General features: G+C 65.9%; 13 protein-coding genes. 12 read left to right on the top strand and 1 reads right to left on the bottom strand.

The features are described from left to right. Window positions 1-481 precede the first annotated feature (481 nt). Genes fusA through ABIE56_RS02515 form a run of 4 tightly spaced genes read left to right on the top strand, consistent with a single transcriptional unit; the run spans window position 482 to window position 4,624 of the window. Window positions 482-2,548, top strand: coding sequence for an elongation factor G (gene fusA / locus ABIE56_RS02530; RefSeq protein ID WP_429242270.1), 2,067 nt, complete (start codon window positions 482-484; stop codon window positions 2,546-2,548). 17 nt (window positions 2,549-2,565) lie between these two features. After that, the gene (locus tag ABIE56_RS02525; protein WP_429242269.1) at window positions 2,566-3,762 is read left to right on the top strand and encodes a molybdopterin molybdotransferase MoeA; all 1,197 of its coding nucleotides are present in this window, start codon (window positions 2,566-2,568) and stop codon (window positions 3,760-3,762) included. Then, complete coding sequence (gene mobA, locus ABIE56_RS02520; RefSeq protein ID WP_429242268.1) at window positions 3,759-4,289, top strand: molybdenum cofactor guanylyltransferase; 531 nt, start codon at window positions 3,759-3,761, stop codon at window positions 4,287-4,289. The genes ABIE56_RS02525 and mobA overlap by 4 nt, the downstream gene beginning before the upstream one ends. Next, window positions 4,286-4,624: a DUF7009 family protein gene (locus ABIE56_RS02515; protein WP_429242267.1), complete on the top strand. Its 339-nt coding sequence runs from the start codon at window positions 4,286-4,288 to the stop codon at window positions 4,622-4,624. The genes mobA and ABIE56_RS02515 overlap by 4 nt, the downstream gene beginning before the upstream one ends. 114 nt (window positions 4,625-4,738) lie before the next feature. On the opposite strand, the gene ABIE56_RS02510 is transcribed toward ABIE56_RS02515, so the two are convergent. Beyond that, entirely contained in the window at window positions 4,739-5,089 is a 351-nt protein-coding gene (locus ABIE56_RS02510; protein ID WP_429242266.1) for a hypothetical protein, read from the bottom strand. Window positions 5,090-5,271: 182 nt separating this feature from the next. Here ABIE56_RS02510 and ABIE56_RS02505 point away from each other — a divergent pair, with 182 nt between their 5' ends. The 8 genes from ABIE56_RS02505 to ABIE56_RS02470 all read left to right on the top strand — a co-directional run bounded on the left by ABIE56_RS02505 (window position 5,272) and on the right by ABIE56_RS02470 (window position 13,864). Further along, window positions 5,272-5,934: a secretin and TonB N-terminal domain-containing protein gene (locus ABIE56_RS02505; protein WP_429242265.1), complete on the top strand. Its 663-nt coding sequence runs from the start codon at window positions 5,272-5,274 to the stop codon at window positions 5,932-5,934. After that, window positions 5,931-6,473, top strand: coding sequence for an RNA polymerase sigma factor (locus ABIE56_RS02500; RefSeq protein WP_429242264.1), 543 nt, complete (start codon window positions 5,931-5,933; stop codon window positions 6,471-6,473). The genes ABIE56_RS02505 and ABIE56_RS02500 overlap by 4 nt, the downstream gene beginning before the upstream one ends. A 5-nt stretch (window positions 6,474-6,478) precedes the next feature. After that, complete coding sequence (locus ABIE56_RS02495; RefSeq protein ID WP_429242263.1) at window positions 6,479-7,447, top strand: FecR family protein; 969 nt, start codon at window positions 6,479-6,481, stop codon at window positions 7,445-7,447. 136 nt (window positions 7,448-7,583) lie between these two features. Continuing rightward, window positions 7,584-9,191, top strand: coding sequence for a ShlB/FhaC/HecB family hemolysin secretion/activation protein (locus ABIE56_RS02490; protein ID WP_429242262.1), 1,608 nt, complete (start codon window positions 7,584-7,586; stop codon window positions 9,189-9,191). Between the two features lie 34 nt (window positions 9,192-9,225). Further along, on the top strand, window positions 9,226-11,010 hold the full coding sequence (locus ABIE56_RS02485; RefSeq protein ID WP_429242261.1) for a DUF2341 domain-containing protein: 1,785 nt from the start codon (window positions 9,226-9,228) through the stop codon (window positions 11,008-11,010). 10 nt (window positions 11,011-11,020) lie between these two features. Beyond that, window positions 11,021-11,428, top strand: a complete 408-nt coding sequence (locus ABIE56_RS02480; RefSeq protein WP_429242260.1) for an ExbD/TolR family protein — start codon at window positions 11,021-11,023, stop codon at window positions 11,426-11,428. Between the two features lie 4 nt (window positions 11,429-11,432). Beyond that, the gene (locus ABIE56_RS02475) at window positions 11,433-12,113 is read left to right on the top strand and encodes an energy transducer TonB family protein (protein WP_429242259.1); all 681 of its coding nucleotides are present in this window, start codon (window positions 11,433-11,435) and stop codon (window positions 12,111-12,113) included. Window positions 12,114-12,157: 44 nt separating this feature from the next. Further along, the gene (locus ABIE56_RS02470; protein ID WP_429242258.1) at window positions 12,158-13,864 is read left to right on the top strand and encodes a putative porin; all 1,707 of its coding nucleotides are present in this window, start codon (window positions 12,158-12,160) and stop codon (window positions 13,862-13,864) included. Window positions 13,865-13,871 lie beyond the last annotated feature (7 nt).

Genomic DNA, 13,871 nt, shown 5'->3' with positions numbered 1-13,871 from the left:
GGGGGAGCGAACCTGATTAGGGTACATGGCAGCTATGCCTTTCCGCGCCCCCTTGAAAGCCGATTTGGCGCCCCTACGTTAGGTGCCAGCCGCTTGCCCACCCGCGTGGGCAGGCGTAGGATCCGCCCCCAATCCATCGAGACCGAATCATGTTTGCCTGCAAGCACGCATTGAGCCACCTGCCAACGATCGCCCCATGGGCGCGTCGCGGGTGCGCGCGCGCCATGGCAGGCCCTACGCCGTAAGGCGCCCGGCCTCGAATGCATACCAAAAGCACCCGCAAGGGTGCTTTTTTTTCGCCCGTGTTTTTTCCAACCCCTGAATTTTCCAAGCCCTTACCCGGAGCACCGTGCCATGAAGAACTGCCGCGATCCCCGATCCTGATCCGTCCTACCCACGCCAGGGGCGACGGTGAAGCCTCGGGGAATGCCTCGCTCGAAGCGTATCGAGCCCCTGGCGCCCTGAATGGAACTGTTCAACCATGAGTACCCGCGATACCACCATCCCCGTCGGCCGTTGGCGCAACCTAGGCATCATTGCCCATGTCGACGCGGGTAAAACCACGCTCACCGAGCGCCTGCTCTATAAGACCGGCACGATCCATCGCACCGGTGAGGTGCACGATGGCGCGACCACCACCGACCATATGGAACTCGAGCGCGAGCGTGGCATCACGATCGGCGCCGCTGCCGTGCGCGCCAACTGGACGCCGGAAGGCGGGCTGCCGCATCGCCTCACGCTCATCGATACCCCGGGGCATATCGACTTCGCCATCGAGGTGGAGCGTTCCCTGCGCGTGCTCGACGGCGCGGTGGTGGTTTTCTCCGGCGTCGCCGGCGTGCAGCCGCAATCCGAAACCGTGTGGCACCAGGCGCGCCGGCATGGCGTCCCGCTGATGGCGTTCGTCAACAAGATGGATCGCCCTGGCGCGGACTTTGACGCCACGCTGGTGCAGATGCGCGAAAAGCTTGGGGCCAACCCCTGGGTGGTCGCGCAACCGGTGATCGAAGGCGAACACATCGTGGGCCTCGTGGACCTGGTGGGTGAGCGTACGTGGCTCTTTGACGACAAGGGCACGCCCGTGATCACGCCGTGGACCGACGACGAGCGTGCGGCGCATGCGAATGCACGTGCGGAACTCGTCGCGGCGGTAGCCGACAAGGACGAAACGCTGGCGGAACTATGGCTGGCGGACCAGCCCGTGGACGCGGCGGCACTCACCGCAGCCCTGCGCCGTGGCACGCTGGCTGGCGTAGGCCAGCCCGTGCTGCCCGGCTCGGCGTTCCGTAACGTCGGTATCGAACCGCTGCTGGATGCCATGGTGGCCTACCTGCCTTCGCCGCTCGATCGCCCGTCCGTGGTGGCGCATACCGATCACGGTGATGTGCAGGTGGCGCCAGATGCGAATGCGCCGCTTTCCGCCCTCGTGTTCAAGGTGGTCAACCAGTCGCACGGTCCGCTTGCTTTCATCCGCCTGTACTCGGGACGGCTGCATGTGGGCGATGCTGTATGGCGCAGCGGTACCGATCGCGTCCAGCGTATTGGCCGCCTTGCCGTGGTGCGCGCCGATGACACCGAAGCCGTGGAAGTAGCCGAGGCGGGCGATATCGTGGCGATCATGGGCTGGAAGGACGTGGCGACCGGTGAAACGCTGGCCGACCAGCATCACCACCTGCGGCTGGAAACCATCCAGGCGCAGCCGGCGGTGTTGTCGTGGCGGTTGTCACCGGAGCGTTCGGCCGACCTGCTCAAGCTCGGCAACGGGCTGGCGCGCCTGGCCCAGGAGGATCCGTCGTTCCGCGTGAGTACCGATCCGGAAACCGGTGAAACCCTGGTCTGGGGTATGGGCGAACTCCACCTGGAGGTGATGGTGGAACGCCTGCGCCGCGAGTGGGGTGTGCAGGTGCGCACGGGTTCGCCGCGCGTGGCCTACCAGGAGACGCCAGCGAAGCCGTCGGGCCCGATCGAAGGCAAAGTTGCCAAGCAGACCGGTGGCAGTGGGCAGTACGCCCGTGTGGTGCTGTCCGTGTCGCCGATCGAAGGCGATGCGAACCGCTACGAGGACCGTACGACCGGTGGCGTCATTCCGAAGCAGTTCCAGACCTCCGTGCAGAAAGGGGCGGAGCAGGCGCTGCTGGAAGGCCCGCGTGGTTTCCCGGTGGTGGGTGCCGAAGTGCTGGTGCTTGATGGCCAGGCGCATGCCGTGGATTCGAACGAAGCCGCGTTCCACCGTGCCGCGCAGATCGCGGTGCGGGCGGCGCTCGAAGCCACCGGTACCGTACTGCTGGAGCCGGTGATGCGTGTATCGGTCTCGGCACCGGGCGTGGCGGTGGGCGATGTGCTGGGCGACCTGCAGCGCCGCGGTGGGCAGATCGTGAACCTTACCGACAAGCAGGAACGCACGGAGATCGAAGCCGATGTGCCGCTGGCCCAGCTCGATGGGTACAGCACCGCGCTGCGCAGCCTGAGCCAGGGCCGCGCCTCGGCCACGGTGGCGTTCCACGCCTACCGCCCGGCCACGGTGCAGGAGGCCCGCAAGCAGGCGTGACAAGGTAGGCTTCACCCATGCTTACCTATGCCGATGCCCTGGCCGTGCTGTTGAAGGAGGCCCACCCGCTCGATGCCGAGCGGGTGGGCCTCTCCGTTGCCATGGGCCGCATCCTCGCCCAGCCTGTCTCCAGCCCCCTGTCGCTGCCCTCGTTCGATAACTCGGCGATGGATGGCTACGCCATCCGCGGCGGCGAGGGCCACATTCCCTCCGGATCGATGTACATGGTCGGCGGCATGCAAGCCGCGGGCGATGGCACCACCGCATATCCCGGCGCCGACGCCTGCGAGATCGCAACCGGCGCACGTCTGCCCGATGGCTTCGACACCGTCATCCCGGTCGAGCGCTGTGAGCGCGATGGCGAGCGAGTGCGCGTTGTTCAAGATGAAAAGCGTGGCCAGAACATCCGGCGCGCCGGCGGTGATATCCGCCACGGCGATGCTGCGCTGCCTGCGGGGCGCCGTATCGACGCCGCCGCGGTCATGTTGCTGGCTGCGCTGGGCGTCGAAGCCATCGACGCCGTGCGAAGGCCACGCGTAGCCATCATCAATACGGGCAGCGAGCTGCATGCGAGCGGGCCGTTGCCTGAAGGCGGTATCCACGATTCGAACGGCCCGTTCCTTGCGGCAGCCCTCGCTTCCTGGGGCGCCGACCTGCTTATGCGACACCGCGTGCCCGATACCGGTGATGCCTTTGGCAAGGCCGTGGACGACGCACGCCGCGCGGGTGCCGACCTGATCGTCACGACCGGAGCGGTGTCCGCGGGGCGGTTCGATTTTGTGCCGTCGGCCCTCACGGCCATGGGTGCTCGCGAGCTATTCCATAAAGTCGCCATCCGCCCGGGCAAGCCCCTCCTTGCGGCAAGGTTCGAGGGTGGGCCACTCGTACTCGGCCTCCCCGGCAACCCCATCGCCGTGGCGGTGGGCCACCGCTTCTTCGTCGCGCCAGTGTTACGCGGTATGGCCGGCCTGGCACCCGAGACCCCGCGCCGTGTGCGCCTCGTCGAAGGCTACGACGTTCGCCCGGGTTTGCAGCACTTCGCCCTGGGCCGGGTAGAAGCCGATAGTGAGGGCAGGGAGGTTGCACACGTCCAGCGCAACCAGGCGGCGTATCGCATCCTTCCATTCACCCAGGCGAACGCATGGCTTACCGCCGACGATGCATTCGGCGAGGTTGTCGACGCGTGGCCGCTTGACCCGGTGTGGGCGCCGTGATCGGCATCATCCTGGCGGGCGGGCTATCGTCGCGCATGGGCGAAGACAAGGCGCTGCTAAGGATCGATGGCCGCACGTTGCTCGAACGCACGCGCGATGTGCTGGTCGAGGCCGGCGCGGAGCGCGTGGTGATCAGTGGATCACGCCCGGGTGGCATCGCCGACCGCTGGGCGGAGAAAGGCCCTGTCGGCGGCATCGCCAGCGTCGCGGCGGAACTCGATGATGGCGAGCTGATGGTCGTACCGGTCGACATGCCCCGCATCGATGCCGCGACGCTCGCACCGCTGCGCGATGAACGCCGCATGCGCGCCACGCGCTGGGCCGGCCATCCCCTACCCATGCGCCTGACCCTCGATGCACAAACGCGTGCGACGCTGGCCGAGCTTATCGGCCTTGAAGGGCGCGCTTGCTCCGTCGCTGCCCTGCAGGCCCGCGTGGGCATGGCCACGCTGTCGATCGATCGCGCCAATCCACGCGCGCTGGCGAACTGCAATACTCCGGATGAATGGCGAGAGGCGAACGCATGAGAGTGCAGCTGGAAAACGACACGATCCGTGTGCGGATCGATGAAGACGAACTGGGTGAGTTGCTCGATAACGTGGCGTTGCTGGGCTCCACGACATTTGGCCGGGCGTTCATCATGCGCTACTCGGTGGATGCCACCGAAGCCACGGCGTGTGAGCTGGAAGGCAACGCGCACGAATGGCGCCTTTTGGTGCCGCGCACGCAATTGCTGGATCTGAAATCACGCCTGCCGAGCAAGGAGGGCCTGGTGTTCGATATCGCCGGCCACGACACCGTGGCAACCACGGTGCTGTTCGACGTGGACGTGAAAGACAGCATCAAGCGCCGCCGCTCCTGATCCCCGTTCACGTCGCCCCTGTAGGAGCGGGGGGGGGGGGGGGGGGGGGGGGGGGGGGGGGGGGGGGGGGCGCCCCCCCGCCCCCCCCCCCCCCCGCTCCTACAGGGGCAACGTTTAGTGGACGGGTGAGGGGTAGACCGGGGCGGGCGGCCTGTAGGGCTGCACGCTTTGCCCCAGGTTCGTGCCCATGCGGTGGCCGAGTGCGGCGGCGTTGTAGAGGCCCAGCTTGTTGCTCGGCACCTTGCGCACGTCGTTGGCATCCAGTGGTGAGGGCATGGGCGCCGCCGTGGCCAGCGCTTGGTTCAGGCACGTATAAGAAAGAGCGGCGCTACCGGCGTGCGCGGGCTCCACGCATGAGGTGGTCGCCTGCGCGTGAACGCCCGGAAGTTCCACCACGGATTGCGAATGCACGCTCGCCGCGGCGGACAAGCCGACAAGCAAAAGACAACCTTGCCGAATACGCATAAGCCTTCTCCATGAGCGTCGGCGCGTTGGATACCACGTCACGACCCGCACGGGGAAGTGCGTCACACCTGTCACCGTGGTGTCATCAACCTTGTCACTGAACCGGCGCCTTTGTGTCATCTGCGCTACCTAGCCTTGCGCCAGATAACCCCGTGATGCGTTGGCTTGCGCGAGGACTGATCGTGACACGTTGTGTCCTCGCGCTACTGGCCTGCGTGCTGTGCTTCAGCACGGCGCAGGCGGCGCCATGGGGAGGGGAAGCACCGCCAGGGATAACGCATGGACCGACGCGATTTGATATCGACGCGCAGCCGCTGGCCGGCGCGTTGCGTGCGTTCAGCGAAACCTCGGGTATCGCAGTGCTGTTCGATGACGCCTTGGTGGCAGGGCGTGACTCGCCAGGCCTGCACGGCGAAGCGAACCCGCGTGATGGCCTGCGCATTCTCCTGGTCGGTACCGGCCTCACTGCGCATTTCAGTTCGATGAACGCGTTTACCGTCAACGCCACGCCTGCCGATACGGCCGAAAGCGAGGCCGCGTTGCCGCCACAGGCGCCTGAACTCGCCGAAAGCGACGCCGCCGAGCTCCAGCGTGCCGTGGAGCAGGTGCTCTGCGTACGTCGCGATACCCGCCCCGGTACGTTTCGTCTTGCGCTGCAAATTTGGATCGATGCGAGTGGTCACGTCGCCGATGTGGTGGCGCTAGCCCCTTCCGATGACGACCAGCGCGATGCGCGCGTGCTCGGCGCCATCCGCCGTGCCCGCGTGCCGGCGCATCTCGCGGCTGCCAGCCCGTTTACGGTGTTGCTCGCCCCATCGCGCGCTGACGCCTGCGGGGCCGCATGAGTAGCGATGCATCACTGCTTGGCCTGTTCCTCGCCAACTACGAGGATTTCCGCCGTCGCCTGCGCCGCCGCCTGCGCTCGGACGACCTGGCCGACGACGTGATGCAGGAGACCTACCTGCGCGTCGAAAAGTTGGCCATGCCTGACGGCCACGCCACGCACCCCACCAGTTACCTGTTCCGCATGGCCCTGAACATGGCCGCGGACCACCACCGTGCCCAGGGGCGGCTGTTGACCGGTGAAGAGGTCGATGAGCTGCTGCATGCCGTGGATGACGTGATCGAACCCTCGGCGGTGCTGGCCGCACAACAGGATATCGCCGCGCTCAGCCTCGCACTGGATGCGCTGACCCGGCGCCAGCGCGACATCCTGGTCGCCGCACGGGTGGATGAGCTTCCGCAGGCCGATATTGCCGCCCGCCACGGCATTTCGGTGCGCATGGTGGGCAAGGAACTGAAGAAGGCACTTGAGACCTGTGCCACGAAAACGGGGCGCCGTGCGTACCAGCGGTTCGGTCCCGGGGCGCGGGAAACGTCTTGACGGTTATGGAACCCTTACACCGCCATGACAGCGACAGCCACGCGCATGCCTGGCTGGTCCACCTTACGTCCGGCACCGCCACCCGCGAGGATGGCGAGGCCTTCCGCCGCTGGTGCGCGGAAAGCCAGGAACATGCCCTCGCGTTCGCGCGGGCACGCGCGCTATGGGAGGCCCTTGGGCCCGCCGCCGCGCTGCGCGAGCACGAGCAACGCACGCGGGGCAGGGCGCGGGCAAGGCACGATGTGCGTATGTCGCGCCGCGCGTTCATTGGCGGCGCGCTCGCCGCCTCGGTGGTGGGCCTGCTCATGGTCCGCAGCGATGTGCTCAGCCAGGGCTCCGAGCCCGATGGCCGCACGCTGCGGACACGCGTAGGCCAGCAGAAATCGCTTTCCATCGCCCCCGGCGTATCGCTGGAGATGAACACCGATACGGATATCGCCGTGCGCGAGCAGGGTGGCAAGGTGAGCGGCATGCACCTGCGCCAGGGCGAGGCCGTGGTCCGGATCGATGCGGGGCGCAAGGAGCCGTTCGTGGTCGAAGTGGCCGATGGCCGCCTGTTCTCGGCGCCGGGTGCGTCGTTTGCTGTTCGCTGTGCGGACGCAACTGCCACCGTGACCTGCCTGGGCGGTCAGACCGTGATCAACCGCGCGGGCGCCAACGTGCCCGTGAAACCGTCGCAACAGGTGGCCTTCAACGACGATGGTATCGGTGCGCCTGTCGCGGTGAATCTTGATACGGCGCTGGCGTGGCGCGATCGCGTGCTCATCTACGACAACCAGCCGCTGGCCGATGTCGTCGCCGACATCAACCGCTACCGCCCCGGCCGCATCGTCATCACCGATCGTACGCTCGGCGAGCGCCGTGTGCATGCGCGCTTTACGCTCGATCAGATGGGCGAGGTCGCCACGTTGATCGAGGATGCCTATGGCGCACATGCGACGCACTTGCCGGGCGGCTGGGTACTTTTGAGTTAAGGCACGCGCAGGCCAGGGAGGGGCCGCATGAATTTTTCGTGACACCGGTTCAGTGCCACCCCAGCCCACGCGTCTAAGGGGCAAACGGAACACAGGGGAAAGTCCGCGTGGGTACACGAGCACTACGGGTGAACGCATGAAGCGTGCCGCAAACCCGCGGGCGCTGGCCTTGGCCACCGCCATCGCGCTGGGGCTCACCGCCCATGCCACCGCGCAGGATGCGCCGCAATCGTTCGACGTGAACGAATACGTCGTCGATGGCAACACCACGCTGCAAGCCCTCGATATCGAAACCGCGGTGTATCCGTTCCTGGGTCCCGGCAAATCGATGAACGACGTGAGTGGCGCACGCGATGCCTTGCAGAAGGTGTACCAGGCGCACGGCTTCCAGTCCGTGGTGGTCGATATCCCACCGCAGCAGGTGAAGGAAGGCGTGATCCGCCTGCAAGTCACCGAGAACACCATCGGCCGCGTGCGCGTGGAAGGCGCGACGTACCGCTCGCCCAAGGAAATTCGCGAAGGCGTGCCGGCGCTTGCCGAAGGCGATGTGCCGAACTTCAGTGCCGCGCAACAACAGCTCACGGATGTGAACCGCCGCGCCGGTGCGCAGGTGGTGCCGGTGCTTACGCCGGGCAAGCTGCCGAACACCATGGATGTGACGCTGAAGGTCAATGACAACAAGCCCCTCACCGCGAGCCTGGAAGTCAACAACGACCACAGCGTGAACACGCCGGAGCTGCGCACGGTCGCCAGCATCCGCGACGACAACCTGTTCCAGCAGGGCCACGCCGCGTCGCTCACCTATATCGTGGCGCCGCAGGACCGCAACAGCTCGGAAGTGTGGGCCGGTTCGTACCTCATACCGTTCAACACCGACTGGAGCATGCTTACCTCGGGCTACAAGTCCAACAGCAATGCCAACGCCGTGGGCGGTACCACCGTGCTGGGCAAGGGCAACGCCTTTGGCTTTACCTTCGTGCGTAACCTGCCGACGCACGGCGATTACTCGCAATCGCTATCGCTGGGTATTACCCGCAAGCACTTCGACCAGAACCTCACCCTGGGCGAAGACACTTCGAAGGCGCCGATCACCTATATCCCCATCAGCGTGACTTACCAGGGCCAGCGCGTGGGTGAAAAGTCGCTGAGCACCATGTCGCTGGGCGGCGTGGCCGGTTTCCGTGCCGGCGGCAGCAGCGCGGCGGAGTTCGATAACCAGCGCTACAAGGCGCGGCAGAACTTCTTCTACCTGAAAGCCGAAGGCGGGCATACCCGTAACTTCGATAGTGGCTGGAGCCTGGTCGGGCGCCTTGCGTTGCAGCTTTCCACGTCGTCGCTCGTGTCCAGCGAGCAGTTCGCGGCCGGTGGCGAGAGCACCGTGCGCGGCTACCTGGAAGCTGAAGAAACCGCCGATCACGGCGTTATCGGCTCCATGGAACTGCGCACCCCGTCGATCGGTTCGCATATCGGTGGCTGGGTGAACGACTGGCGCTTCCTCGCGTTTGCCGATGGCGCGCACCTGCAGCTGATGAACGCATTGCCGCAGCTTATCGATGCGAGCAACCCGGATGCCGGCAGCCGCACCGTGAAGACCTACGACCTTTCCAGCGTGGGCGTGGGCACGCGCTTCCAGCTGTTCAACATCGCCACCGGCGCGTTCGAGATCGCCTACCCGTTCAACAACGGGCAGGCCACGAAGGCCCACGACACCCGTATCCATTTTTCTCTCAAGGCCGAGCTCTGACCGGGCACAAGGGCAACCACCCAGGGGTACCACCGTGAAACGACTTCTGTTCCTCGCCTCCATGTTGATTGGCCTCGCGCCGGCCGCCCATGCCGCCGATGCGTCGTGGTGGAACCAGGATTTTGCTTACCGCAAGGCCATCACCCTCGATACCACCGCCAAGGGCGGCAATGTATCGACGGCCGTGGGCCGCGTGCCCATGCTGATCCGCCTGCACTCGGGCAACTTCACGTTCGATGGCGTGTCGGAAACCGGTAGCGACATCCGCTTTGTCGCCGCCGATGACAAGACGCCGCTGAATTACCAGGTTGAGAGTTTCGATCCTGTGCTGGGCGTGGCACTGGTATGGGTGGATGTACCGCAGCTGGGCGCCGATGCGCAGCAGCAGGTGTGGATGTACTACGGCAACCCCAAGGCACAGGGTGCCGACAAGGGCGCCGCCACGTTTGATGCCGATTATGCGGCGGTCTACCACTTTGAAGATGCCGCCGGCAGCGCCCCGCGCGATGCCACCGCCTACGCGAACAACGCGGCCGGCAGTGTTGCCACCGTGGACGGCATCATCGGCAAGGCTGCCCGCTTCGATGGCAAGCAGGGCCTCAAGATTCCCGGGGCGGTCTCCATGGCCCTGGCCCAGGGCGGTGCGTTTACGTTCAGCGCCTGGGTGAAGCCGGATGCGGTAAGCGACGGGCGCGTCACGTTGTACGCGCGCCGCCAGGGCACCCAGGAACTGATTATCGGCCTGCAGAATGGCGCGCTGTTCGTGCAGGTGGGCGAGGGCGATGCCGCACCCGCCAGCACGCCTGGCGAGCCGCTGAAGGCCGCTGCGTGGGCGCACCTGGCCGTAACGGCCGCCGATGGCAATATCCAGCTCTACGTGGATGGCAAGCCGTACGCGACGCTCGCCGCCGCGCTGCCGGCGTTGAACACGGAAGCCACGCTTGGCAGCGATAGTGCCGATGCGCCGAACGCGGGCGCGGCCTTTGCGGGTCTCATGGATGAAGTGCGCCTCTCGCGCATTGCCCGGCCTGCCGCGCTCATCGCGGTGGATGCGCAGGCGCAGGGCGCCGAATCGAAGCTGGTGGCCTACGGCACGGATGAGAAGCAGGCCGGCGTCGGCTTCGGTTACTTCGGCATCATCGTGAAGTCGGTGACCGCCGATGCGTGGGTGGTCATCGGCATCCTGCTGATCATGGCGGTGATCTCGTGGGTGGTGATGTGGCAGCGCGCTTCGTACGTGAACCGCGTCAGCCGTGCCAACGAGGACTTCCTCGACGCCTTCCGCAAGCAGGGCCGCAACATCCTGGCCCTATCGCGTGATCCGGCGGCGGCACGCCTTGGCGATGCTTCGCTCTACCGCCTGTACAAGGTGGGTGCGGGTGAAGTGTGGAACCGCCGCGATGCCGATGGCCACGACCATATCGCCCCGGAATCGATCGAAGCGATCCGCGCCACCATGGATTCCACGATGGTGCGCGAGAACCAGCGCCTGGCCAAGTCGATGGTCATGCTCACCATCGCCATCTCCGGCGGCCCGTTCCTTGGCCTGCTCGGTACGGTGGTCGGCGTCATGATCACCTTCGCGGCGATCGCTGCGGCAGGCGATGTGAACGTCAACGCCATCGCCCCGGGTATCGCCGCCGCGCTGCTCGCCACCGTGGCCGGCCTGTTCGTCGCCATCCCGGCGCTGTTTGGCTACAACTACCTGCTCATCCGCAACAAAAACGTCACCGCCAACATGCAGGTGTTCGTGGATGAGTTCGTCACCCGCCTGGCCGAGCAGCAGCGCACCGTGGCCCCCGCCGCGGTCGCCGCTTGAGGTTGCCGCCATGCGCGCGCAGGACGACGAAAAGCCGTATGACGATATCAACATCACGCCGATGCTCGATCTGGCGTACGTGCTGCTCGTCATCTTCATCATCATGACCACCGCGTCGGTACAGGGCATCAAGGTGAACCTGCCCAAGGCCTCGGCGGCGGTGAGCATGGCCAAGCCGCAGACCAAGGCCATCACCATCTCCGATACCGGCCAGGTGTACCTGGATGCGTACCCGGTGACCCTGGCCGAACTGGAACAGCGCCTGCGTTCGCTCAAGGCGCTCACGCCGGATTTCCCGGTGGTGGTGAAGGGTGATTCCACCGTGCAGTACCAGAAGGTGATGGACATCCTGGATCTGCTGCGCCGGGTGGATCTGCCCCAGGTGGGCCTCGTGACCGGCAAGGCGCCGAAGGGTTGATGGCGTGGACGCTTTTGAACCACGCCGCCCACCACGCCGCTGGCTCGGCCCGGCCGTCGCCGCGGTGGTGTTCCTCGGCCTTATCGCCCTGATCTGGCATTTCGCGGCCAGCACGGTGGGCGTGCGCCGCGAGGCACCGCGGGTCGCGACCATCACGCCGCTGCCACCGCCCCCGCCGCCGCCGAAGGAAAAGCCGCCGGAGCCGCAGAAGACCGAAGAAAAGATCAAACCGGTGGAAGAGAAGCCGCTGGACCAGCCACAGAAACCAGTGGATGCACCCAAGCCCAGCAACGACGTGGCCAAGGCGGTAACGATGAACGCCGATGCCCAGGCCGGCAGCGACAGCTTCAACATTGGTGCGGGCACCGGTGGCGGCATGGTCGGCTCCGGTGGCGGCAATGGCACCGGCACCGGCAGCTACGACCAGTACCTGGGCTATGCGATCCAGCAGGCGATCCAGCGCAACGACAAGGTCAACCGCCTGTCGTTCGATGTGCATGCCGATGTGTGGCTGGATGCCGATGGCCGCCTCATCCGTGCCGAGCTTTCGCAATCCAGCGGTAACCCGCAAACCGATGAAGCGCTGATCGAAGCGTTGCGCGCGATGCCCCGTATTGATGTCGCGCCGCCTTCGTCACTGCATTTCCCCCTTCGCGTGTCCATCCGCGGGAAACGCCCCGCATGAACCACGCCACCCCATCCAAGCCCCTTGTTTCCCGGAGATTCCGCATGACCATCGGAAAGGCACGCCAGCGACCCACGCGCGCCCTGCTGGCCGCCGCCATCGGTTTGGCCATCTGCGCCGGAGGCGCGCACGCCCAGTCCGCGCCGTCGGAAAACGCCACCATCAACCTGGTACGCCTGCTGGTGAAGCGCGGCGTGCTGACCCAGGCCGATGCCGATGGCCTGATCGCGCAGGCCAACGCCGATGCCACCGCCGCGCAGAAGGCGGCCGGTACCGCCAACGCCGCGCCGGCCACGCCGGGCCAGGTGCGGGTTACCTACGTGCCCGAGGTGGTGCGTAACCAGATCAAGGATGAGCTGCGCCAGGAAGTGGTGGCGCAAGCGAAGAACGAACATTGGGCCGAGCCAGGCAAGCTGCCCGAGTGGCTGGACCGCATCGAGTGGACGGGCGATATGCGCGTTCGCGATGAGTTCCACTACTACGACAAGGGCAACGCGTCGCAGGTGGTGGATTTCGCCGCGCTCAACCGCAATGGCCCGTACGACCTCAATGGGGTGGTGCCGCCGCCGCAGCTCAACACGCTGGAAAACCGCACCAACTCGCTGCGCATCCGCGCACGCCTTGGCGTGAACGTGAACCTGGGTGATGGCGTGACCGCCGGCATCCGCCTGGGCACCGGCAACGACAACAACCCGGTTTCCACCACGCAGAACCTCGGCGGTGGCCTGGGCAAGAAGAACGTGTGGCTTGATCAGGCGTGGCTGGCATGGAGCCCGGCCGAATGGGTGAAGGTCACCGGCGGCCGCATGCCCAATCCTTTCCTCAGCACCAACCTCGTTTACGCCGATGACCTGAACTTTGACGGCATCGCCAGCCACTTCGATGTAGCGGCCAGTGACGACGTGAAGACGTTCGCCACCGTGGGCATGTTCCCGATCGAATACCAGTCGGATGACTTCCCGTCACAATCGGGCGCCAAGAACGCCAGCCGCGACAAGTGGATGACCGGCGCACAGGTGGGTGCATCGTGGAAGTTCGCCGATGACGCGGAATGGAAGTTCGCGCTGGCGTACTACCGCTTCGACCACATGCAGGGCCAGCTTTCTGATCCATGCCCGATCTACCTGGGCGTGACGTACTGCAGCACGGATGCCACGCGCCCGACCTTCATGCAGAAGGGCAACTCGCTGTTCCTCCTGCGCGAAATCGTTCCCGATCCGAACTCGCCCAGCAGCTACGCGCAGCCGCAGTTCGTGGGCCTGGTGTACGACTACCACGTGGCCAACGCCACCACCCGCCTGGACATGAACGTGGCGGATACGCCGCTGCGCCTGGAAGGCGATTACATCCGCAACATGGCTTACCACCGCAGGGATGCGTTCCGCGATGACGTGGGCATCAATCGCCTGGTGAACAACTTCGGCTCGGGCGATGTCTCGGAGGCCACGTACAAGAGCGGCCCGGTGGGCTGGATGTTCCGTGCCACGTTGGGTAACCCCGATCCGCACGCGGCCGGCGACTGGAACGTGAGCCTGGCCTACAAGTACCTGCAGCCCGATGCCACGCTGGATGGCCTGAACGACCCGGACTTCCACCTGGGTGGCACCAATGCGAAGGGTTTCATCCTCGGCGGCAGCTACGGCATCTCGAAGTACTCCTGGTTGAGCCTGCGCTACTTCAACGCGAAGGAAGTGTTTGGCCCGCCGCTCTCGATCGACGTGTTCCAGCTTGAAATGAATGCCCGGTTCTAAGGAGGCG

The organism is Luteibacter sp. 621 (genome assembly GCF_050435445.1).
In the GTDB taxonomy this organism is placed as follows: domain Bacteria; phylum Pseudomonadota; class Gammaproteobacteria; order Xanthomonadales; family Rhodanobacteraceae; genus Luteibacter.
The sequence above is the reverse complement of the archived record's forward strand: the minus strand, read 5'-3'. Positions and strand labels throughout refer to the sequence as shown.